Annotated in this window: 21 protein-coding genes and 2 pseudogenes; 15 read left to right on the top strand and 8 right to left on the bottom strand. The window is 54.8% G+C overall.

Going from position 1 to position 21,678, the window contains the following annotated elements:
* Positions 1–17: 17 nt before the first annotated feature.
* The 6 genes from rng to csrD form a co-directional block, all read right to left on the bottom strand.
* Positions 18–1,487 (bottom strand): ribonuclease G, encoded by a 1,470-nt coding sequence (rng, locus tag DVA44_RS02440; RefSeq protein ID WP_103177228.1) that lies wholly within the window; start codon positions 1,485–1,487, stop codon positions 18–20.
* A complete protein-coding gene (locus tag DVA44_RS02435; RefSeq protein WP_114385647.1) occupies positions 1,477–2,070 on the bottom strand; it encodes a nucleoside triphosphate pyrophosphatase in 594 nt (197 codons plus the stop codon). The genes rng and DVA44_RS02435 overlap by 11 nt, the downstream gene beginning before the upstream one ends.
* A gap of 9 nt (positions 2,071–2,079) precedes the next feature.
* Positions 2,080–2,568 (bottom strand): rod shape-determining protein MreD, encoded by a 489-nt coding sequence (gene mreD, locus DVA44_RS02430; RefSeq protein ID WP_103177230.1) that lies wholly within the window; start codon positions 2,566–2,568, stop codon positions 2,080–2,082.
* Positions 2,568–3,584, bottom strand: a complete 1,017-nt coding sequence (gene mreC, locus DVA44_RS02425; RefSeq protein ID WP_103177231.1) for a rod shape-determining protein MreC — start codon at positions 3,582–3,584, stop codon at positions 2,568–2,570. The genes mreD and mreC overlap by 1 nt, the downstream gene beginning before the upstream one ends.
* Positions 3,585–3,646: 62 nt before the next feature.
* The gene (gene mreB / locus DVA44_RS02420; protein WP_000913396.1) at positions 3,647–4,690 is read right to left on the bottom strand and encodes a rod shape-determining protein MreB; all 1,044 of its coding nucleotides are present in this window, start codon (positions 4,688–4,690) and stop codon (positions 3,647–3,649) included.
* A 280-nt stretch (positions 4,691–4,970) separates the two neighbouring features.
* Complete coding sequence (gene csrD / locus DVA44_RS02410; protein ID WP_103824963.1) at positions 4,971–6,911, bottom strand: RNase E specificity factor CsrD; 1,941 nt, start codon at positions 6,909–6,911, stop codon at positions 4,971–4,973.
* 183 nt (positions 6,912–7,094) lie between these two features.
* On the opposite strand from csrD, the gene DVA44_RS02405 reads away from it, so the two are divergent.
* From DVA44_RS02405 to DVA44_RS02355, 10 genes and pseudogenes are all read left to right on the top strand, one after another.
* Positions 7,095–8,069, top strand: coding sequence for an MDR family oxidoreductase (locus DVA44_RS02405; RefSeq protein WP_114316564.1), 975 nt, complete (start codon positions 7,095–7,097; stop codon positions 8,067–8,069).
* Between the two features lie 77 nt (positions 8,070–8,146).
* Entirely contained in the window at positions 8,147–9,148 is a 1,002-nt protein-coding gene (gene msrP, locus DVA44_RS02400; protein WP_103824965.1) for a protein-methionine-sulfoxide reductase catalytic subunit MsrP, read from the top strand.
* Positions 9,149–9,748, top strand: coding sequence for a protein-methionine-sulfoxide reductase heme-binding subunit MsrQ (gene msrQ, locus DVA44_RS02395; RefSeq protein ID WP_114316563.1), 600 nt, complete (start codon positions 9,149–9,151; stop codon positions 9,746–9,748).
* Between the two features lie 233 nt (positions 9,749–9,981).
* Positions 9,982–10,434 (top strand): type II 3-dehydroquinate dehydratase, encoded by a 453-nt coding sequence (gene aroQ, locus DVA44_RS02390; protein WP_114316562.1) that lies wholly within the window; start codon positions 9,982–9,984, stop codon positions 10,432–10,434.
* A gap of 22 nt (positions 10,435–10,456) precedes the next feature.
* Positions 10,457–10,927, top strand: a complete 471-nt coding sequence (gene accB, locus DVA44_RS02380) for an acetyl-CoA carboxylase biotin carboxyl carrier protein (protein ID WP_103824968.1) — start codon at positions 10,457–10,459, stop codon at positions 10,925–10,927.
* A 10-nt stretch (positions 10,928–10,937) separates the two neighbouring features.
* Complete coding sequence (accC, locus tag DVA44_RS02375) at positions 10,938–12,287, top strand: acetyl-CoA carboxylase biotin carboxylase subunit (protein ID WP_114316561.1); 1,350 nt, start codon at positions 10,938–10,940, stop codon at positions 12,285–12,287.
* Positions 12,288–12,396: 109 nt separating this feature from the next.
* Entirely contained in the window at positions 12,397–12,642 is a 246-nt protein-coding gene (locus DVA44_RS02370; RefSeq protein WP_114385646.1) for a YhdT family protein, read from the top strand.
* The gene (gene panF, locus DVA44_RS02365) at positions 12,632–14,083 is read left to right on the top strand and encodes a sodium/pantothenate symporter (protein ID WP_114385645.1); all 1,452 of its coding nucleotides are present in this window, start codon (positions 12,632–12,634) and stop codon (positions 14,081–14,083) included. Before DVA44_RS02370 ends, panF begins: the two co-directional genes overlap by 11 nt.
* An 11-nt stretch (positions 14,084–14,094) precedes the next feature.
* Positions 14,095–14,976 carry a 50S ribosomal protein L11 methyltransferase gene (prmA, locus tag DVA44_RS02360; RefSeq protein WP_114385644.1) on the top strand — a complete coding sequence of 294 codons (882 nt, stop codon included), beginning with the start codon at positions 14,095–14,097 and terminating at the stop codon, positions 14,974–14,976.
* Positions 14,977–15,096: 120 nt separating this feature from the next.
* A pseudogene (locus DVA44_RS02355) lies at positions 15,097–15,648 on the top strand (carbonic anhydrase); the annotation flags it as partial.
* A gap of 14 nt (positions 15,649–15,662) precedes the next feature.
* On the opposite strand, the gene DVA44_RS02350 reads toward DVA44_RS02355, so the two are convergent.
* Positions 15,663–16,360 (bottom strand): IS1 family transposase gene (locus DVA44_RS02350; protein ID WP_225321516.1). Its coding sequence is split into 2 segments (ribosomal slippage): positions 15,663–16,111 and positions 16,111–16,360, totalling 699 coding nucleotides; the frame shifts between segments, so codons are not numbered across the junction.
* 56 nt (positions 16,361–16,416) lie between these two features.
* Here DVA44_RS02350 and DVA44_RS02345 point away from each other — a divergent pair.
* The 5 genes and pseudogenes from DVA44_RS02345 to DVA44_RS02325 all read left to right on the top strand — a co-directional run.
* Positions 16,417–16,614 (top strand): annotated as a pseudogene (locus tag DVA44_RS02345) (carbonic anhydrase family protein); the annotation flags it as partial.
* A 330-nt stretch (positions 16,615–16,944) separates the two neighbouring features.
* A complete protein-coding gene (gene dusB, locus DVA44_RS02340) occupies positions 16,945–17,910 on the top strand; it encodes a tRNA dihydrouridine synthase DusB (RefSeq protein WP_039030651.1) in 966 nt (321 codons plus the stop codon).
* Between the two features lie 23 nt (positions 17,911–17,933).
* Positions 17,934–18,230 carry a DNA-binding transcriptional regulator Fis gene (fis, locus tag DVA44_RS02335; RefSeq protein ID WP_000462905.1) on the top strand — a complete coding sequence of 99 codons (297 nt, stop codon included), beginning with the start codon at positions 17,934–17,936 and terminating at the stop codon, positions 18,228–18,230.
* Between the two features lie 200 nt (positions 18,231–18,430).
* Positions 18,431–18,595 carry a DUF2556 family protein gene (locus tag DVA44_RS02330; RefSeq protein ID WP_039030652.1) on the top strand — a complete coding sequence of 55 codons (165 nt, stop codon included), beginning with the start codon at positions 18,431–18,433 and terminating at the stop codon, positions 18,593–18,595.
* A 127-nt stretch (positions 18,596–18,722) separates the two neighbouring features.
* A complete protein-coding gene (locus DVA44_RS02325; RefSeq protein WP_114385642.1) occupies positions 18,723–20,804 on the top strand; it encodes a bifunctional diguanylate cyclase/phosphodiesterase in 2,082 nt (693 codons plus the stop codon).
* 10 nt (positions 20,805–20,814) lie between these two features.
* On the opposite strand, the gene envR is transcribed toward DVA44_RS02325, so the two are convergent.
* A complete protein-coding gene (gene envR / locus DVA44_RS02320; protein ID WP_114385641.1) occupies positions 20,815–21,453 on the bottom strand; it encodes an acrEF/envCD operon transcriptional regulator in 639 nt (212 codons plus the stop codon).
* Between the last annotated feature and the right edge of the window lie 225 nt (positions 21,454–21,678).

The raw sequence follows: 21,678 nt of genomic DNA, 5'->3' as shown, positions 1-21,678 counted from the left end.
TCGCAGCACGCTGCGTTTTACATCATCACCACGTCAAACTGCTCCGGATTATAGAGCGGCTCGATTTGTACTTTTACCTGTTTGCCGACAAAGATTTCCACTTCCGCCAGAGCGTGTGACTCTTCCCCTTTCAGAGCTTCCGCCACCGAAGGAGAAGCATAGACCAGGAAACGGTCGGAGTCGTAGGCGTGATGCACGCGCACGATCTCACGCATGATCTCATAGCAAACCGTCTCTACCGTCTTCACCGTGCCGCGACCATGGCAGGTTGGGCACTCGTTACACAGCACATGTTCCACGCTTTCACGGGTGCGCTTGCGGGTCATTTCTACCAGCCCAAGCTGGGAGAAGCCGTTAATGCTGGTTTTCACGCGATCTTTACTCAGCGCCTGCTCCAGCGAATGCAGCACGCGACGGCGGTGGTCTTCGTTACTCATATCGATAAAGTCGATGATGATGATGCCACCCAGATTGCGCAGACGAAGCTGACGCGCAATGGCCTGCGTCGCTTCAATATTGGTGTTGAAAATGGTGTCGTCCAGATTGCGATGCCCGACAAACGCTCCGGTGTTGATATCCACGGTGGTCATCGCTTCGGTCTGATCGATAATCAGATAGCCGCCGGACTTCAGCTCGACTTTACGCTCCAGTGCGCGCTGAATTTCGTTCTCAACGTCGTAGAGATCGAAGATGGGCTGCTTGCCGGTGTAGTGCTCCAGCAGGCCCGGCATTTCAGGAATGTATTCAGCGGTGAATTCGAGCAGCGCATCATAGGTCAGACGGGAGTCGACGCGGATGCGATCGAGCTGGGCATCGGCGAAGTCGCGCAGCACGCGCTGGGCCAGCGCCAGTTCGCCGTACAGCTGACAGCGGGTCTGGTTGCGTTTTTTACGCTCCATCACTTTGGTCCAGACGCGTTTCAGGTAGGCCGCATCCGAGGCCAGATCCTCTTCGCTAATCCCCTCTGCAGCGGTGCGAATGATAAAGCCGCCCTGCTCATCGCAATAAGCACTGACGACCTTTTTCAGCCGCTCGCGCTCGCTTTCGCTTTCGATACGCTGAGAGACGCCAACGTGTGACGCGCCAGGCATAAAGACCAGATAACGGGAGGGTAAGGTGATGTCGGTGGTCAGGCGCGCCCCTTTGGTGCCCAGCGGATCTTTCACCACCTGCACCATCAGATCCTGGCCCTGACGCACCAGCTCGGAGATATCACGGACGGTAAACTGCTTCTGCTCTTCTCCCGCCACGCATTCGGTGTGCGGCATGATATCTGAGGCGTGTAAAAATGCCGCTTTATCGAGTCCAATATCTACAAATGCCGCCTGCATACCCGGTAGTACACGACTGACACGACCTTTGTAGATATTGCCTACTATTCCGCGTCGCGCTTCGCGCTCAATATGGATTTCCTGAAGAATGCCGCCATCAATATAGGCCACACGGGTTTCCGATGGCGTTACGTTTACCAACAATTCAGCCGTCATAATTATCCATTCCCTCACGCAGTGAGTTAAAATTGCTCAGCAACTCATACGTTTCCACCAGCGGTAAGCCGACTACGGCGTGATAGCTGCCATTGATCTTCCTGACAAAACAGCCACCCAACCCTTGAATACCGTATGCACCTGCTTTATCCATAGGTTCACCGCTGGTGATATAACCGGCGATATCCTCATCTGTGAGTACTCTGAACGTGACATCGGTGACAACCAGACAGTCGAGCACGTGCTGACGATCAGCCAGCGCGACGGCGGTCATCACCTGATGCGTTTGTCCGGACAATTTGCGCAGCATCCTGAAGGCATGCTCGCCGTCGTGAGGTTTCTCGAGGACTTCACCGTTAAGGATCACGATGGTATCTGCGCCCAGCACCGGTAAATCGCGCGGCACCTGCGCCACGCCAGCCTGCGCTTTCTCCCGCGCCAGGCGAGAGACATACTGCTGAGCGCTTTCGCCCTCAGCCCGTGTTTCCTCAATGCCGGTAACGATACGTTCAAAAGAGAGACCCAACTGCGTGAGCAACTCCTGACGGCGCGGGGAGCCGGAAGCGAGATATAAAGACGTCATAGAAACCTTTTATTGCACGGCAAATTGCTGGCGGACCTTACGCATCAACAGGAATAACCATGGCCAGAGCACACCGTTTACTACACTACTCCAGAACACTTCCGGACGGAAAGAGACGTTGATCACTAAAAACTCTGCCCAGAAAACAATGATATCCGCGGCCATGGATAACAACATCACCACCAGCGCCTGTTGCCAGAGCGCCAGATTACGAAAGAGCTGATATTTCAGTGCGACCAGGTATGCGATGATACTCATGGAAAGTGCGCGTACGCCAAGCGTCGAGCCACTGATCAGATCCAGTATGGCACCCATCACAAAACCTGTGCCCACATTTACGCGGTGCGGCAGAGCGAGGATCCAGTAGAGCAAAATCAGCAGCACCCAGTTTGGCCGGAAAACGAGAATGTCGTCCGGCCAGGGCATGACTTGCAGTAACAGCGCGATCAAAAACGAGAGCCAGATAACCCAGCGTCCCTGGCTACGGTAGCTTGCCACTATTGCCCTCCCGGAGAGAGTTGCGGTGGCGGCGGCGCATCAGGCGGTGGCTGGGTCAGCCCTGTCGCCGGCGCAGGGACTGGCGCCGGCGGCCCCATGGAGTTTGGCGCAGGCAGAACCTGCGGCATCATCTGCATCAGACGCTCGTTTGCCACGCGGTGCACCTCTTCCGGCGTCATGGGGTTGCTACCGTTACGATCGGCGCCCCACAACAGCAGCAGATAGCGCAGACGCTGCAAGCCCGCGGTAGGACGTGCCTGAATCACGGTATACGCGCGCTGAGTATCCAGCTTCACGGAGGAGACCACCCCAACCGGGTACCCTTCCGGGAAACGCCCGCCGAGACCGGAGGTCACCAGCACGTCACCCACACGAATATCGGTATTCGCCGGCAGATGTTCCAGTTGCAGATCGTCCGTACAGCCGTTACCGGCGGCAATCACGCGGATGTCGTTACGCAGAACCTGGATCGGCAGCGCATGGGTCGCATCGCAAATCAGCAATACGCGGCTGGTAAGCTTGGCAACAGCCACCACCTGGCCGACGACGCCTTTATCGCTGATAACAGGTTGGCCTTCGTAGACGCCATTAACGCTGCCTTTGTCGATAACCACCTGATCGCTGTATGGATCGTTAACGGTGGAGATCACCTGGGTCACCATCTTCTGCTCATCCTGACGCAGCGGAGAGCCCAGCAGCTCGCGCAGACGGGCATTCTCCTGCTTGTACTGGCCCAGCATCAGCAGTTCGCTGTTTTTCAGCAGCAGTTCCTGTCGTAACGCGCGGTTTTCAAGTTCGAGTTGATCGCGTGAGGACAGGGTTTGCGAGACGCTGTCGAGTAATTCACGGGGACCATTTGATACAAAATAGAAAGGACTGACGGCGGTATCCATGTACGTTCTGATCTGGCTGAACGTACCGAGGCGGCTATCGGCAATAATGACACCAAGCGCTACCAACACCCCAAGGATGAGGCGAAACTGTAGCGACGGGCCACGGCTAAAAATTGGCTTCATAGGCTATGCGTACTCTCGCGTCAGAGAGAAAGGGTAGCCATCCGCTACCCTTTCACACCTGACTACTCTTCGCTGAACAAGTCGCCGCCGTGCATGTCGATCATCTCCAGCGCCTTGCCGCCGCCACGGGCTACGCAAGTCAGTGGATCTTCTGCAACTACGACAGGAATTCCTGTCTCTTCCATCAACAGGCGGTCGAGGTTACGCAGCAGCGCACCACCACCGGTCAGAACCATACCGCGCTCGGAGATATCGGAAGCCAGTTCCGGCGGGCACTGCTCGAGGGCAACCATGACGGCGCTGACGATACCGGTTAACGGCTCCTGCAGCGCTTCGAGGATTTCATTGGAATTCAGGGTAAAGCCACGCGGAACCCCTTCTGCCAGGTTACGGCCGCGAACTTCGATCTCGCGAACTTCATCACCCGGATAAGCAGAACCGATTTCGTGCTTGATACGCTCTGCGGTGGCTTCACCGATCAGAGAGCCGTAGTTACGGCGTACGTAGTTGATGATGGCTTCGTCAAAGCGGTCGCCACCGATACGTACGGAGGAGGAGTAAACCACACCATTCAGGGAGATAACGGCCACTTCAGTGGTACCGCCACCGATATCCACCACCATGGAACCGGTTGCTTCGGAAACCGGCAGACCCGCGCCGATTGCCGCAGCCATTGGTTCTTCAATCAGGAAGACTTCACGCGCACCAGCGCCCTGAGCGGATTCACGAATAGCACGACGTTCAACCTGGGTCGCGCCAACCGGCACACACACCAGAACACGTGGACTCGGACGCATAAAGCTGTTGCTATGCACTTGCTTGATAAAGTGCTGAAGCATTTTCTCGGTCACGAAGAAGTCAGCGATAACGCCGTCTTTCATCGGACGAATGGCAGCGATATTACCCGGCGTACGGCCAAGCATCTGCTTAGCGTCATGGCCTACAGCCGCTACGCTTTTCGGTGAACCAGCACGATCCTGACGAATGGCCACAACTGAAGGCTCATTCAGTACGATGCCTTGTCCTTTTACATAAATGAGGGTATTCGCGGTACCCAGGTCAATGGACAGGTCATTGGAAAACATGCCACGAAATTTTTTCAACATACTAAGGGATAATCCTGAAAGCTGGGGCGGAAAACAAAATCCGCTTACTTTACCAACCACACGCAGCAGCGACAAGGCGCAAAAATCGCCTGCTACGGTGAAAATTAGTGCAGCACGTTTCCTTTGTTACAAATCGTCGCCTGACTCCCTCAGGGCTGAGAAAACAGCAGTATTCCTCACGTACATTTGTAACCCGTTAAAGGTCGTTCACTGTCTTTTTGCTCGTCATACATCACGCTACAGGCGCGATATTCTACGTGAAAACTCACCAAACGGCAGGTTAAACAGAGTATCTTTGCGAATATTTTTTCACATTGCTGTCAAGAGGCTGAGAGGCCGCGAAAAAATCCCCCTGGCCCCCTGTCACGCCGCGCTCTGTCAATGTCTGCCATTCCGTTCGCGAGCGTACACCTGTAGCAAATACACGCGTTTGCGTTCCTTTGCACGCTTCCACCAGGCTCTGTACCAGCAGCTGGTTTTCTGTGCGCTTTTCGATATTCCTTACCAGCCCCGGATGCAGCTTCAGTAGCTCTACCTCCAGCGCCTTGATCCAGCTGGTGCTGACCAGCGTTAAACCCGCCTGCGTCACCGCGACGCGCGGACCCAACGCGTTAATCAGCCGAACAACCGGCTGTAACCGACTGATGTGTTGACAAACATCCGCCTCTGCAAGTTCAAAAATAATCCGTTTACGCTGCGATTTTTCACATTGCATCAGCAGATCGCGCAGCCAGCGCTGGAAACGCGGGCGGATCAGCGACTCCACCGTCACCTGCAGCGCCAGGTTCTCTTCAGGCCAGTAGGATAAGAATGGCATCAATCGCGATATCTGCTGACGGTCGTACTCTTCAGAGAGACCAAACTGCAGGACCATCGGCAGGAACTCCGCCGATACCACCTCTTCATTGCCGTCGAAGAGCCGGCAGAGCAGTTCCCGATGATGGACCTTGCCACTGGTCAGCACTGCCGGTTTTTGATAAATCCGCGGCCCGCCGCGGGTAAGCATCTGCTCGATTAAGGTTCGCCAGCGCACGTTGCCGCGCCCTTTTTCGGGCAGGGAGTCATCATAAACCGCCCAGCCGTTCGCCCCCTGAAGTACCGCGTTGCGGGTAGCGACTTCCGCATGCTCCATCACCTGTTCGGTGGTCTGCCCGCCGCGCCAGGCGCAAATGCCGATATGCACCATATCATCACGATCGAGCATTTTGCTGGGGGGGAGCGCATCCACCGATTTCAACAGCAGCCCGGCAATGCTTTCAGACTCTTTCAGGGTGCGGTGCGGCAGCAATACGGCGTAATCACTGCGGTGATAGCGTGCCAGCAGCGCGCCGGGGTAACGCATGATAAAGGTGGAGAGCATATTAATGAGCGTAAACTGCTGCTCCTCCGCCACTGCCCGGCCCCAGTTATCTTTCAGCAGATCGAAATCCGGCAGACGGATAATCATCACCACCCCATGTGTGCCCACGTTCTCCTGATCTTCCAGCAAAGTGCCCAGCTGATTATCAAAGAACAGACGATTATTGAGGCCGGTTTTATTGTCCTGGGCGGCATAGGATCGGATCAGGGTGTCTATCCGGCTGCGCTGGTCGCTGGCGAACTGAATTTCGGACAGCAAAACGTCCAGCGCGCTGCTGGTACGTGAGGGCCACTCATAGACCGAGCCGCGCACCTGCGCGCCGCGTTCACCGTTGAGGATCCGCGTGGAACGCGACTCCAGTAATTCTTGTCCCGCGAGCTGACGCCGCAGCCAGCGCACGGCCAGGAAGATCAGCACCACGATGAAAATCACCGCTACCGTCAGCGGGGCGGTGGTCATCAATGAACGAAAATAACTGGTCATGGGGTCCAGATAGACCAGGCTTATCGTTATACCGGGGTTTTTCAGGGAGTGGACGGTGAGTTCGAGCAGCTGCGGAGGTGAACCCGCCTGCCGGTAATGCGTATGCCCGGTGTGGCTTAAAAGGAGGTTGCCGCCCTGCTTAATCTCCACCCGCATGATATCCACCGGAGCCATCAGCTCATCCAGCTGACGGGAAAGTTCTGGAAAGGGTGTGCTGACAAGGCGGGAATCAATCACTGCCGCCACAGAGTGAACGCGGTTCGCCAGCTTCCCCTGAATCGCATTATAAAAACTGAGCGAGCAGCCGATAAAGGTGACAAAAATGGTCAATCCGGTAAGCAAGGAGATAAAAGCGGAGAACTTCGTCGATAATCGCATCCTTGAGATTACTCCGTGAGTTGGTGAGGATAGCAAGTAAGTACTAACTTGCAATACGGCATCGGCATACTACCAAATCCGGTGTATCTGGCAATTTATTGCGTTAAATCGGCATTGCATGTCAATGAGCGAGTATAGTCTTCAAAAAATTTTTTCCAATCATCATGCTGAGTAAGGAATCGTATGCAGGCTTTGATCTTAGAACAGCAGGAAGGCAAAACTCTTGCGTCAGTACAATCAATCGAGGAGAGCCGCCTGCCTGAAGGGGCCGTGACTGTAGATATCGACTGGTCCAGCCTTAACTATAAAGACGCCCTTGCCATTACGGGCACCGGAAAAATTATCCGTAATTTCCCAATGGTTCCAGGTATTGACTTTGCGGGACGTGTGCACTCAAGCGAAGACCCACGTTTTCATGCCGGCCAGCAGGTGCTGCTCACCGGCTGGGGCGTGGGCGAGAACCACTGGGGTGGGCTGGCGGCGCAGGCGCGTGTCAATGGCGACTGGCTGGTGCCAATGCCACAAGGGCTGGATGGCCGGAAAGCGATGATTATCGGTACCGCCGGTTTTACCGCCATGCTCTGCGTGATGGCGCTGGAAGAGGCAGGAGTGCGCCCTGAATCGGGTGAAGTTGTGGTGACGGGCGCCAGCGGCGGCGTCGGCAGTACGGCGGTTGCCCTGCTGCATAAGCTGGGCTATCAGGTGGCGGCGGTGTCCGGCCGCGAAAGTACCCATGACTATCTGCGTTCCCTGGGCGCGAGCCGCATTTTGGGCCGCGACGAGTTCGCTGAGACCCGCCCGCTGGAGAAACAGATCTGGGCCGGTGCCATTGATACCGTGGGCGACAAAGTGCTGGCGAAAGTGCTGGCGCAGATGAATTACGGCGGCTGCGTGGCGGCGTGCGGCCTGGCGGGCGGTTTTGCCCTGCCGACCACGGTGATGCCGTTTATTCTGCGCAACGTCCGTCTGCAGGGTGTCGATTCCGTGATGACCCCGCCAGAGCGCCGTGCCCAGGCCTGGGAGCGACTGGTTCGCGATCTGCCAGCCGCCTTCTACGACCAAAGCGCCACTCAGATTAGCCTTGAGCAGGCGCCGGAGTATGCCGCGAAGATCATCAATAACCAGATCCAGGGCCGTACCCTGGTGAAGCTGGCGTAATCTTCAAATTTTCGTGACATATTCGCTTTAACCCCGCACCTCCGTCATGCTTAGAAAAATGCATGACGGAGGATGCCATGAAAGTGAAACCCCTGACGGAAGCCGATATCACCGCGGAATCCGTTTTTATGCTCAAGCGCCGCCAGATCCTGAAGATGCTGGGGATCGGCGCTGGTGCGCTGACCCTTTCGCCCCTCGCCCAGGCCGACCTGCTGGACTGGTTCAAGGGCAACGATCGCCCAAAAGCGCCACCCGGAAAACCACTCACCTTTACCCAGCCTGCCCAGTGGCAAAGCCAGCTTGCGAAGACGCCTGAAGAGAAAGTGACGGGCTATAACAACTTCTATGAGTTTGGCCTCGATAAAGCCGATCCTGCCGCCAACGCCGGCAGCCTGAAGACCAATCCCTGGACGCTGAAAATTGACGGCGAAGTGGCAAAACCGCTGACCCTTGATTACGACGACCTGACTAACCGTTTTCCGCTGGAAGAGCGAATTTACCGGATGCGCTGCGTTGAGGCCTGGTCGATGGTGGTGCCGTGGATAGGTTTTCCGCTGCATAAACTGCTTGCGCTGGTAGAGCCCACCAGCAACGCGAAGTATGTCGCTTTCCAGACCCTTTACGCCCCGGAGATCATGCCCGGGCAGAAAGACCGGTTTATCGGCGGCGGACTCGATTACCCTTACGTGGAAGGGCTGCGGATTGACGAGGCCATGCACCCGCTCACGCTGCTCACCGTCGGCGTGTACGGTAAAGCCCTGCCGCCGCAAAATGGCGCCCCCATCCGCCTGACCGTGCCGTGGAAGTATGGCTTTAAGGGGATCAAATCGATTGTCAGCATCAAGCTGACCCGCGAGCGTCCGCCTACCACCTGGAACCTTGCCGCACCAAACGAGTACGGTTTTTACGCCAACGTGAACCCGCACGTCGATCACCCGCGCTGGTCGCAGGCTACCGAGCGCTTTATAGGCTCAGGCGGCGCGCTGGACGTCAAACGCCAGCCCACGCTGCTGTTTAACGGCTATGCTGACCAGGTGGCCTCGCTCTATCGCGGCCTCGATTTAAAGGAGTTTTTCTAAGTGCGTCTGACGGCAAAACAGATTACCTGGCTGAAAATCGCCCTGCATCTTGCGGGGTTACTTCCTTTTATATGGCTTTTCTGGGCCGCCAGTCATGGCGGGTTTAGCGCCGATCCGGCCAAAGATATCCAGCACTTTACCGGCCGGACCGCGCTGAAGTTTTTACTGGCGACGCTGCTGGTTTCACCGCTGGCGCGCTATGCAAAACAGCCGCTGCTGATCCGCACCCGTCGCCTTCTGGGGCTCTGGTGCTTCGCCTGGGCGACGTTACACCTCACCAGCTATGCGTTACTGGAACTGGGCATCAACAATCTGGCCCTACTGGGGAGCGAACTGGTGACTCGTCCATACCTGACGCTCGGGATCGTCAGCTGGGTGATTTTACTGGCGTTAACCCTCACCTCTACCCAGTTCGCCCAGCGAAAACTGGGAAGGCGCTGGCAACTTCTGCATAATTTCGTTTATCTTGTCGCGATCCTGGCACCCATCCACTACCTTTGGTCAGTGAAAATTCTCTCGCCACAGCCCATCCTCTACGCACTGCTGGCAGTGGGGCTTCTGGCATGGCGTTATAAGAAGTTTCGCCAATGGTGGCGATAGTGCACGAAAACGTGCCTGTTGCCGCAGATCGTTTAACCTTCCCGGGTATTTATCCGAATCCTGTTGATAATCTTCCCTGATAAGACCAGTATTTAGCTGCCAAATGCTACGAAATCGTTATAATGTGCCACTTTGGTTTTCCCGACGGGTTTTTCATGGCCTGAAAGGGTGACAATCGCGCATCGAAGGTATATTTTGTTTTTTACCGGAGAATCGCAGGAGATAGCGGCACAATGGCTGACAAGTTTCACATCTTAGTTTTGAACGGACCGAACCTGAATATGCTCGGCACCCGTGAACCCGAGAAGTACGGCACGCTGACGCTCACCGATATTGTTAATCGTCTGTGTAGCGAAGCCGCGGCGCTCAATGTGGAACTTGACCATTTTCAGTCGAATGCGGAGTACGCACTCATCGACCGCATTCATCAGGCTAAAGACGAGACTGACTATATCCTGATCAATCCGGCCGCGTTTACGCACACCAGTGTTGCTATTCGCGACGCGCTGCTGGCAGTGAGCATCCCATTTATTGAGATCCACCTCAGCAACGTGCATGCGCGGGAGCCGTTCCGCCACCACTCCTACCTGTCGGATATCGCCACTGGCGTCATCTGTGGACTGGGGGCTGACGGTTATTCATTCGCTTTACAGACAGCGGTAAAACGCCTGTCACAATCACACTAAACAAAGAGTACGGAACCCACTCATGGATATTCGTAAGATTAAAAAACTGATCGAGCTGGTTGAAGAATCAGGCATCTCCGAACTGGAAATTTCTGAAGGCGAAGAGTCTGTACGCATCAGCCGTGCAGCGCCAAACGCAGGCTTCCCGGTTATGCAACAGGCTTATGCTGCGCCAATGATGCAGCAGCCAGCGCTGTCTAACGCTGTCGCGCCAGCAGCGGCTCCAGCAATGGAAGCGCCAGCAGCAGCTGAAATCAGTGGCCACATCGTACGTTCCCCAATGGTTGGTACTTTCTACCGCACCCCGAGCCCGGACGCGAAAGCGTTCATCGAAGTGGGCCAGAAAGTTAACGTGGGCGATACCCTGTGCATCGTTGAAGCCATGAAAATGATGAACCAGATCGAAGCAGACAAGTCAGGTACTGTGAAAGCGATTCTGGTCGAAAGTGGTCAGCCGGTTGAATTTGACGAGCCGCTGGTCGTCATCGAGTAACGAGGCGAACATGCTGGATAAAATTGTTATCGCTAACCGTGGCGAGATTGCCCTGCGCATCCTTCGTGCCTGTAAAGAGCTGGGCATCAAGACCGTCGCTGTGCACTCAAGCGCGGACCGCGATCTGAAACACGTATTACTGGCGGATGAGACGGTCTGTATTGGCCCGGCTCCGTCCGTCAAAAGCTATCTGAACATCCCGGCAATCATCAGCGCCGCTGAGATCACCGGCGCGGTGGCTATTCACCCGGGTTATGGCTTCCTCTCTGAGAACGCCAACTTTGCTGAGCAGGTTGAACGCTCTGGCTTTATCTTCATCGGCCCGAAAGCTGACACCATCCGCCTGATGGGCGACAAAGTGTCTGCGATCACCGCGATGAAGAAAGCGGGCGTACCGACCGTACCAGGTTCCGACGGCCCACTGGGCGACGATATGGATGCTAACCGCGCCCATGCAAAACGCATTGGCTACCCGGTTATCATCAAAGCGTCTGGCGGCGGCGGCGGTCGCGGTATGCGCGTTGTGCGCAGCGATGCCGAACTGGCCCAGTCTATCTCCATGACCAAAGCGGAAGCGAAAGCCGCGTTCAACAACGACATGGTTTACATGGAGAAGTACCTGGAAAACCCACGCCACATCGAAATTCAGGTGCTGGCAGACGGTCAGGGTAACGCAATCTATCTGGCAGAACGTGACTGCTCCATGCAGCGTCGTCACCAGAAAGTGGTCGAAGAGGCACCAGCACCAGGCATCACGCCGGAGCTGCGTCGCTACATCGGCGAGCGTTGCGCCAAAGCCTGTGTGGATATCGGCTATCGCGGGGCGGGTACTTTCGAGTTCCTGTTCGAAAACGGCGAGTTCTACTTCATCGAGATGAACACCCGTATTCAGGTTGAACACCCGGTTACCGAAATGATCACCGGCGTTGACCTGATCAAAGAGCAGCTGCGTATCGCTGCGGGCCAGCCGCTCTCCATCAAGCAGGAAGAAGTTGTGGTTAAAGGCCATGCGGTGGAATGCCGTATCAACGCCGAAGACCCGAACACCTTCCTGCCAAGCCCGGGTAAAATCACGCGTTTCCACGCGCCGGGTGGCTTTGGTGTGCGCTGGGAGTCTCATATCTACGCCGGTTACACCGTACCGCCGTACTATGACTCAATGATCGGCAAGCTGATCTGCTACGGCGAATCCCGTGATGTGGCGATTGCCCGCATGAAGAATGCCCTGCAGGAGCTGATCATCGACGGCATCAAAACCAACGTTGATCTGCAGATGCGTATCATGAGCGACGAGAACTTCCAGCATGGTGGAACCAACATCCACTATCTGGAGAAGAAACTCGGTCTCAATGAGAAATAAGCCTGCGTAAGCGTAAAAAGGTCGGTTAATCCGGCCTTTTTTTATTTCTGGGGATCGCCAGGCCCCATAAGGTACAATCCCCGCTTTCTTTTTCCACAAGGGACAAAAAATGGACAAACGTTTTGTTCAGGCCCATAAAGAAGCGCGCTGGGCGCTGTGGCTAACCCTTCTCTATCTCGCCGCATGGTTAGTGGCCGCTTACTTACCTGATTCTGCTATCGGTATTACCGGTCTTCCGCACTGGTTTGAGATGGCCTGCCTGCTCATCCCGCTGGTGTTTATTCTGCTCTGCTGGGCGATGGTGAAATTCATCTATCGCGATATTCCGCTGGAGGATGACGATAATGCAGCTTGAAGTGATCCTGCCGCTCGTCGCGTATCTTTTTATTGTTTTTGGTCTGTCCGTGTATGCCATGCGCAAACGGACAACGGGCACCTTCCTGAACGAGTATTTTCTTGGCAGCCGCTCGATGGGCGGTATTGTGCTGGCGATGACCCTGACCGCCACCTATATCAGCGCCAGCTCTTTTATTGGCGGTCCGGGTGCGGCCTATAAATATGGGCTGGGCTGGGTATTGCTGGCGATGATCCAGCTCCCCGCCATCTGGCTCTCGCTGGGCATTCTGGGGAAGAAATTCGCTATCCTGGCGCGTCGTTATAATGCAGTAACCCTCAACGACATGCTGTTTGCCCGATATCAGAGCCGCCTGCTGGTCTGGCTGGCCAGCCTTAGCCTGCTGGTGGCCTTCGTAGGTGCCATGACCGTGCAGTTTATCGGCGGCGCGCGCCTGCTTGAGACTGCTGCCGGGATCCCCTATGAAACGGGCCTGCTGATTTTTGGGGTCAGTATTGCGCTCTATACCGCCTTTGGCGGATTCCGCGCCAGCGTGCTCAACGACACCATGCAGGGCATGGTAATGCTGATTGGCACCCTTGTGCTGCTGGTGGGCGTGGTACATGCGGCGGGCGGGTTAAGCCACGCGGTAGAAACATTGCAGGCCATCGATCCGAAACTGGTTTCGCCGCAGGGTGCAGACGACATTCTGTCGCCAACCTTTATGACCTCCTTCTGGGTGCTGGTCTGCTTCGGGGTGATTGGTTTACCCCATACCGCCGTGCGCTGCATCTCCTATAAAGACAGCAAGGCGGTACACCGGGGGATTATCATCGGCACTGTCGTGGTGGCGATCCTGATGTTCGGTATGCACCTTGCGGGCGCGCTGGGCCGGGCGGTAATACCTGACTTAACCGTGCCGGATCTGGTGATCCCTACCCTGATGGTGAAAGTGCTACCGCCGTTTGCTGCCGGGATCTTCCTCGCCGCGCCAATGGCGGCGATCATGTCGACAATTAACGCCCAGCTGCTGCAAAGTTCCGCTACGATCATTAAAGATCTTTACCTGAACATGCGCCCGGATCAGATGACCAACGAGCGCCGCCTGAAGCGGATGTCTGCCGTCATCACCCTGGTTTTGGGTACGTTGCTGCTGTTGGCCGCGTGGCGACCGCCTGAGATGATCATCTGGCTGAACCTGCTGGCGTTTGGTGGCCTGGAAGCAGTGTTCCTCTGGCCGCTGGTGCTGGGGCTCTACTGGGAGCGTGCCAACGCGGCCGGTGCCCTGAGCGCGATGATTGTCGGCGGCGTACTCTATGCCGTGCTCGCCACCTTTAAGATTCAGTACCTGGGCTTCCATCCGATTGTGCCTTCGTTACTGCTAAGTTTGCTGGCGTTTGTGGTAGGGAACCGTTTCGGTCAACCCGCACCACAGAGCGTCGTCATTTCTACTGATAAATAAAGAGTTTTGCCATGCCGTGGATCCAATTAAAACTGAATACGACCGGCGCTAACGCCGAAGAGATGAGCGATGCGCTGATGGAGGCCGGAGCGGTCTCCATCACTTTCCAGGACACGCATGACACGCCAGTGTTTGAACCGCTGCCGGGTGAAACGCGTCTTTGGGGCGATACCGACGTCATCGGCCTGTTTGACGCCGAAACTGATATGGCTGAAGTGGTCGCGATTCTGGAAAATCACCCGCTGCTGGGCGCCGGTTTTGCGCACAAGATTGAACAGCTGGAGGACAAAGACTGGGAGCGCGAGTGGATGGATAACTTCCACCCGATGCAGTTCGGTAAGCGTCTGTGGATCTGCCCGAGCTGGCGAGACGTGCCGGATGAAAATGCGGTAAACGTGATGCTCGATCCGGGCCTGGCGTTTGGTACCGGTACTCACCCGACCACCTCTCTGTGCCTGCAGTGGCTGGATAGCCTGGATCTGGATGGCAAGACGGTGATCGACTTTGGCTGCGGTTCCGGGATCCTCGCCATCGCGGCCCTGAAGCTGGGTGCGGCAAAAGCGATTGGGATCGATATCGATCCGCAGGCGATTCAGGCCAGTCGCGATAACGCCGAACGCAACGGTGTCTCCGATCGTCTTGAACTTTATCTGCCGAATGACCAGCCGCAAGCCATGAAAGCGGACGTGGTGGTCGCGAACATTCTGGCTGGCCCGTTACGTGAGCTGGCACCGTTAATCAGCGTGCTGCCCGTTGAGGGCGGTCTGCTGGGCCTTTCCGGTATTCTTGCCAGCCAGGCAGAAAGCGTATGCGAAGCCTACGCCGATCTTTTCGCTCTTGACCCGGTGGTTGAGAAAGAGGAGTGGTGCCGTATTACGGGTTGTAAGAAGTAATCCTGCCGCGTGGCCGTTCAGGCCACGCAGTTTTTACCGCGTTTACAAGCGCTTAGCCTCGTAATAATATCCCTTCGAAGTATATGTCTTATTTTACATACAATTCATCGGAAGAATATTATGACCAGACGTATTGGCAAGGCCGCGCTACTGACACTGAGTATCATGTCCGCTTCAGGATACGCTTCACACTGGAGTTACGAAGGGGAAGGCGCCCCCGAGCACTGGGGCGAGCTGGATGAAGCCTGGAAGACTTGCCGGACCGGGATGAATCAATCCCCCATCAATATTGACTCAACGCTGAAAGCCCACCTCAACCCGCTGGTCACTCACTATACGGACGGCCCGGCCACGTTGATTAACAACGGCCATACCATTCAGGCAGGCGAAAAAATCAATACCCAGGACAGCATTACCCTCGACGGTAAAAAGTGGATGCTACAGCAGTTCCACTTCCATGCCCCCAGTGAAAACACTGTGCAGGGCAAAACATACGCGATGGAAATGCATCTGGTACACAAGAATGACGAAGGTGAGATCGCCGTCGTCGCCGTGATGTTTGAGCAAGGGGCCGCCAATCCGCAACTGGAAAAACTGTGGCGCGCCATGCCTGCGCAGCCGGAAGAGTCGACCGCCATAACAGAACATCTGGATCTGGACCATCTGCTGCCGGTAATGACTCCAACTTACTGATAGTGTTTTATGTTCAGATAATGCCCGATGACCTTGTCATGCAGCTCCACCGATTTTGAGAACGACAGTGACTTCCGTCCCAGCCTTGCCAGATGTTGTCTCAGATTCAGGTTATGTCGCTCAATGCGCTGAGTGTAACGCTTGCTGATAACGTGCAGCTTTCCCTTCAGGCGTGATTCGTACAGCGGCCAGCCATCCGTCATCCATACCACCACCTCAAAAGCCGACAGCAGGCTCAGAAGACGCTCCAGTGTGGCCAGAGTGCGTTCACCGAAGACGTGCGCCACAACCGTCCTCCGTATCCTGTCATACGCGTAAAACAGCCAGCGCTGACGTGATTTAGCACCGACGTAGCCCCACTGTTCGTCCATTTCAGCGCAGACAATCACATCACTGCCCGGTTGTATGCGCGAGGTTACCGACTGCGGCCTGAGTTTTTTAAGTGACGTAAAACCGTGTTGAGGCCAATGCCCATAATGCGTGCACTGGCGCGACATCCGACGCCATTCATGGCCATATCAATGATTTTCTGGTGCGTACCGGGCTGAGAGGCGGTGTAAGTGAACTGTAGTTGCCATGTTTTACGGCAATGAGAGCAGAGATAGCGCTGATGTCCGGCAGTGCTTTTGCCGTTACGCACCACGCCTTCAGTAGCGGAGCAGGAAGGACATCTGATGGAAATGGAAGCCACGCAAGCACCTTAAAATCACCATCATACACTAAATCAGTAAGTTGGCAGCATTACCTCTGCTGCCAGCGGATAAAACCTACTGGCGTTTTAGCGGTTCACTGACCACCCCGCCCTGCTCTGAAGGCGTGACCTGGATAGTCATGAAGCATCCCCTGACGCTCTCGGCCACACAGCTGGAAAAATTCCGTCATACGCTGCACCACAATAATAACCGCCCGGTACAGTCGCTCCATGGTCGTATTGTGGTTGAATAATGCACAATCCCGGTCCTGACATGATGTTCTAAAATGCGACGCAGATCGCAAAGAACAGGGGAAATCTGCTGTTAAAAACAGCAGATTATCTCGCCGGGAGGTTTCATTCATTAAGAATAAACGAGAAGTTTTGGGAAATTGTAAGCGGTCATAAAAACAGCATAATTCATTAAATGCATGATTTAAATAAATTATATTTACACAGCAATAGCTTTGCCTGTGATTCCATGATCTGCAACAGGGGATTGTTCAAAGTTTGGCCTTTCATCTCGTGCAAAAAATGCGTAAGATACGCCGCCTTGCAGTCACAGTATGGTCATTTCTTAACTCATGCGCATCGGAAACCACCAGCTCAGAAATCGCCTGATCGCAGCACCTATGGCAGGTATTACCGACCGACCATTCAGGACGCTGTGCTATGAGATGGGAGCAGGATTAACCGTTTCAGAGATGATGTCGTCTAACCCGCAGGTTTGGGAAAGCGATAAATCCCGTCTTCGGATGGTGCACATTGACGAACCAGGTATCCGCACCGTGCAAATCGCCGGGAGCGTGCCTGAAGAGATGGCAGATGCCGCGCGTATCAACGTGGAAAGTGGCGCCCAGATTATTGATATCAATATGGGATGCCCGGCCAAAAAGGTGAATCGCAAGCTTGCAGGTTCAGCCCTTCTGCAATACCCCGATCAGGTGAAGTCAATCCTGACCGCGGTTGTCAGCGCAGTGGACGTTCCTGTTACGTTAAAGATTCGCACGGGTTGGTCGCCGGATCACCGTAACTGTGTAGAGATTGCCCAACTGGCCGAAGACTGTGGCATTCAGGCCCTGACCATACATGGACGCACCCGCGCCTGTTTGTTCAACGGTGAAGCTGAATACGACAGCATTCGGGCAGTTAAGCAGAAAGTTTCCATTCCGATTATCGCGAATGGCGACATTACTGACCCGCTTAAAGCCAGAGCTGTGCTCGACTATACAGGGGCTGATGCTCTGATGATAGGACGTGCAGCTCAGGGAAGACCCTGGATCTTTCGGGAAATCCAGCATTATCTGGACACTGGGGAGTTGCTTGCCCCGCTGCCGCTGGCAGAGGTTAAGCACTTGCTATGCGCACATATTCGGGAACTGCACGACTTTTATGGTCAGGCTAAAGGGTACCGAATTGCGCGTAAACACGTATCCTGGTATCTCCAGGAACACGCTCCGGATGACCAGTTTCGGCGCACATTCAACGCCATAGAGGATGCCAGCGAACAGCTGGAGGCGTTGGAGGCATACTTCGAAAATCTTGCGTAATGAAATAAAGAGCTGACAGAACTATGTTCGAACAACGCGTAAATTCTGACGTACTGACCGTTTCCACCGTTAACTCTCAGGACCAGGTAACTCAAAAGCCCCTGCGTGACTCGGTTAAACAGGCACTGAAGAACTATTTTGCTCAACTGAATGGTCAGGACGTTAACGACCTGTATGAGCTGGTACTGGCTGAAGTTGAACAGCCCCTGTTGGACATGGTGATGCAATACACCCGCGGTAACCAGACCCGTGCTGCTCTGATGATGGGCATCAACCGTGGTACGCTGCGTAAGAAACTGAAAAAATACGGCATGAACTAATTTCGATTAGCTAAATGCTTGTTTAAAAAGGCGCGAACCGGCATGGGGAAGCGCCTTTTTTTATGCCTGGCCTTCCCTCGTTTTTTAACGCTTCTCACACCATTATCCCCCGAAACGTAAACATCTCTCAGCCCACTTCTCAGCCGCTATTTTTCGTGTATATTTCCTGCACTCTTGTCAATTGTCCCCGGAAATTCCGAATGATCCGTAAGTATTGGTGGTTAGTCGTCTTCGCGATTAGCGTTTTCCTTTTCGATGCGCTGTTAATGCAGTGGATTGAGTTGATGTCTACGGAAACGGACCAATGCCGCAACATGAATTCGGTTAATCCGCTTAAGCTGGTTAATTGCTCGGATCTGGATTAAACGCCTGCTTTTCCTCGAAAAATGTGCGGTTTTAAAAACCTTTGAGGCATCTCTGTTGGATGATAATGTCTCAGCCCGTCTCACCCGGTATCACGTAATACCCCACTGCGTATGAGTTGATGAGATCATGCTGGTTAGCCAATATGACCAACTTCTTGTGGTTATCTCCTTTGTTGTCGCCATTCTTGCATCCTATACCGCGCTGAATATGGCAGGGCGGGTTGCCGGCAGTACCGGCGTCGCGGCACATATCTGGCTGACGGGCGGGGGGATCGCCATGGGTATCGGGATATGGGCCATGCATTTTATCGGCATGCTGGCGATGGATATCTCCATGCGGATGAACTACGACCTGCCCAAAACAGGTCTTTCCATGCTGATCGCCATTGGCGCCTCGCTGTTTGCCCTCTGGCTGGTGAGCCGCGATCATTTACGCAAACGCCGCTTGTTTACCGGCGCGGTGATCCTGGGGACCGGTATCGTGGCGATGCACTACACCGGCATGAAAGCCCTGCAGGTAGCGCCCGCTATCGTCTGGGATATGCGCTGGGTTGCGCTGTCGGTGGTTATCGCCCTCCTCGCCTCGCTGGCCGCCCTGTGGCTGACGTTCCGTTTACGGCGGGATGCCGCCCAGGTCGCGCTGATGCGTGCGGGCGCTGCCGTGCTGATGGGCATCGCGATTGCGGGCATGCACTACACCGGCATGAAAGCGGCCCAGTTTCCGCTTCAGGTGCATATGCATCATCAGGGGGTGAACGGCAGCTGGCTGGCGGTGCTGGTGAGCGTTGTGGCGCTCTCTATTCTGGGTATTACGCTGCTGGTTTCTATGTTTGATGCCCGGCTGCAGGCCCGTACCTCCCTTCTCGCCTCATCGCTGGCGGAAGCCAACCGCGAGCTGGCCCAGCTGGCGCTGCACGATACGCTGACCCGCTTGCCGAACCGCGTACTGCTGGAAGATCGTCTCGAGCAGGCGATCAACAAAGCCGATCGCGAAGGCAAGCTGTTTGCCCTGCTGTTTATGGATCTGGATGGCTTCAAAGCTGTTAACGATGCCTACGGCCATGATACAGGCGATAAGCTATTGGTTGCCGTGACTGAGCGTCTGGAACAGCCCCTGAAGGGCCAGTACACCCTCGCCCGTATTGGTGGCGACGAGTTTGTGCTGCTGGCCGAGATCGACTCCCCGAACGATGCCGCATCACTCGCCAGCTCGCTGGTGCACGTTATCGATCAGCCTTTCAGCCTTGAGCTGTACGATGTGGTAGTGACCCTTAGCGTAGGCATCGCTATTTATCCCCATGACGGCAAAAACCAGCGCGAACTGATGTTTAACGCCGATGCGGCGATGTATCACACCAAGCACATGGGGCGTAACGGCTATCACTTCTTCCAGCCGTCGATGAATACCCTGGCGCAAAATCAGCTACAGCTAATGAACGATCTGTGGCTGGCGCTGGAGCGCAAGGAGCTGCATCTGGTCTATCAGCCTAAGTTCCAGGCGCCGATGGGCCCCATTGTCGGCTTTGAAGCCCTGCTGCGCTGGCAACATCCTGTCCAGGGCTTGTTATCTCCCGACCAGTTCCTGCCGCTGGCAGAAAAAAGCGGGCTGATTATTCCTATCGGCAACTGGGTAATTGATGAAGCATGCCGCCAGCTGCGCGTATGGCATCTTGACGGCCATACTGAATGGTCGATGGCGGTGAACCTCTCTACGCTGCAGTTTGAACAGCCCCAGTTGGTTGAGACGGTGATGGGCAGCCTGGCGCGACACTGCATTCCGCCGCATACCCTGATTCTGGAAGTGACCGAAACCACGGCCATGAATAACCCCGATGAGAGTGTCCGGGTGCTGACTGAATTGACTCAGGCCGGGGTAAAAGCCTCGATCGATGATTTTGGCACCGGCTATTCCAGCCTGCTGTACCTGAAAAAGTTGCCCGCCTGCGAGCTGAAAATTGATCGGGCGTTTGTGAAAGATCTCAACAGCACGGATGATGATGCAACCATCGTTTCCGCCATTGTTGCGCTGGCAAAAACGCTCAATCTGAAGGTGGTTGCCGAAGGGGTGGAAACCGAGGAGCAGCAGACCTTTTTGACCAATCTGGGATGTCATACGCTACAGGGCTATCTGCTGGGTAAACCCGTCACGGCACAAGCTATCAACGCTCTGAGCCGCGATCCGCAGGCCATGCTGACGCAGCAAATCTGACGCGATGCCGCTATGAGGCGGTGTCGTATTCTCTATGGGCTATCGGCAACGTTGAGAGAATATTGTCGACCAGTTCCGGGGCCTGCCGGTAGAGATCCAGGTGTTCCGGGCTCATTAACCAGTTTTTAATCAGCCCGCAAAAAAAGCCATGCAAAACAATTAACGTCGTGTCGATATTGATCTGCGCGGAGATGCTGCCAAGCATAATGCCTCTCTGCAATATTTCACGGACGTTTTCATAATTGAATCCAATCCTTTCGCGAATTTGGTTTTCTGAAATCATATCCTCATCAAATTCACATTTGTGATACAGGATCTGCAATAAGGTCCGCTGGCGCCGATCCTGGGCAATATATTGCAAAGCGGTAACAAACTGCTCACGCAAAGTGAATAAGGGATCGCTCTCTTCTGCCTGCGACAGCTGACCGCGAATAATCTCGCGCAGCGGGCGTTGCTCCTGCCAGATAGCGTTAAATATCTCGGCTTTACTGGTGAAATGCCAGTAAACGGCTCCCCGTGTCAGGCAGGCAGCATCGGCGATATCCGTCAGCGTCGTGTTGGCGACACCCCGTGTGGCGAACTGCTCTATTGCCGCCTCAATCAATAACTGGCGTGTCTTCTGCGCCTCGGCCTTGGTTTTGCGCCCCATAGAAAATCACTCATTTAACGAATTGATTACTTTTATTAAACAACGACACTAATCGTCGGAGCAGGAATTATCCATCAGTCAGGAAAATAAATATGAACAAAAAAAGTTAACTCACCTAACTTATAAACCATGATGATATTTACCAGGCATTCAATTCATAAACTACATGAATGCATCTAAAGCAAAACAGCCAGCAATGCATAGCCGGACGTGCTATATCATTGT

Source organism: Leclercia sp. W17 (assembly GCF_003336325.1).
Lineage (GTDB): Bacteria > Pseudomonadota > Gammaproteobacteria > Enterobacterales > Enterobacteriaceae > Enterobacter.
The sequence above is the reverse complement of the archived record's forward strand: the minus strand, read 5'-3'. Positions and strand labels throughout refer to the sequence as shown.

Excerpts from the sequence above, each read along its gene's own strand:
- envR (WP_114385641.1), bottom strand. The coding sequence starts at position 21,453 with ATGGGGCGCAAAACCAAGGCCGAGGCGCAGAAGACACGCCAGTTATTG.
- mreC (WP_103177231.1), bottom strand. The coding sequence starts at position 3,584 with ATGAAGCCAATTTTTAGCCGTGGCCCGTCGCTACAGTTTCGCCTCATC.
- dusB (WP_039030651.1), top strand. The coding sequence starts at position 16,945 with ATGCGCATCGGAAACCACCAGCTCAGAAATCGCCTGATCGCAGCACCT.
- msrP (WP_103824965.1), top strand. The coding sequence starts at position 8,147 with ATGAAAGTGAAACCCCTGACGGAAGCCGATATCACCGCGGAATCCGTT.
- DVA44_RS02435 (WP_114385647.1), bottom strand. The coding sequence starts at position 2,070 with ATGACGTCTTTATATCTCGCTTCCGGCTCCCCGCGCCGTCAGGAGTTG.
- aroQ (WP_114316562.1), top strand. The coding sequence starts at position 9,982 with ATGGCTGACAAGTTTCACATCTTAGTTTTGAACGGACCGAACCTGAAT.
- prmA (WP_114385644.1), top strand. The coding sequence starts at position 14,095 with ATGCCGTGGATCCAATTAAAACTGAATACGACCGGCGCTAACGCCGAA.
- accB (WP_103824968.1), top strand. The coding sequence starts at position 10,457 with ATGGATATTCGTAAGATTAAAAAACTGATCGAGCTGGTTGAAGAATCA.
- fis (WP_000462905.1), top strand. The coding sequence starts at position 17,934 with ATGTTCGAACAACGCGTAAATTCTGACGTACTGACCGTTTCCACCGTT.
- DVA44_RS02330 (WP_039030652.1), top strand. The coding sequence starts at position 18,431 with ATGATCCGTAAGTATTGGTGGTTAGTCGTCTTCGCGATTAGCGTTTTC.
- panF (WP_114385645.1), top strand. The coding sequence starts at position 12,632 with ATGCAGCTTGAAGTGATCCTGCCGCTCGTCGCGTATCTTTTTATTGTT.
- mreB (WP_000913396.1), bottom strand. The coding sequence starts at position 4,690 with ATGTTGAAAAAATTTCGTGGCATGTTTTCCAATGACCTGTCCATTGAC.
- rng (WP_103177228.1), bottom strand. The coding sequence starts at position 1,487 with ATGACGGCTGAATTGTTGGTAAACGTAACGCCATCGGAAACCCGTGTG.
- DVA44_RS02325 (WP_114385642.1), top strand. The coding sequence starts at position 18,723 with ATGCTGGTTAGCCAATATGACCAACTTCTTGTGGTTATCTCCTTTGTT.
- csrD (WP_103824963.1), bottom strand. The coding sequence starts at position 6,911 with ATGCGATTATCGACGAAGTTCTCCGCTTTTATCTCCTTGCTTACCGGA.
- accC (WP_114316561.1), top strand. The coding sequence starts at position 10,938 with ATGCTGGATAAAATTGTTATCGCTAACCGTGGCGAGATTGCCCTGCGC.
- DVA44_RS02405 (WP_114316564.1), top strand. The coding sequence starts at position 7,095 with ATGCAGGCTTTGATCTTAGAACAGCAGGAAGGCAAAACTCTTGCGTCA.
- DVA44_RS02370 (WP_114385646.1), top strand. The coding sequence starts at position 12,397 with ATGGACAAACGTTTTGTTCAGGCCCATAAAGAAGCGCGCTGGGCGCTG.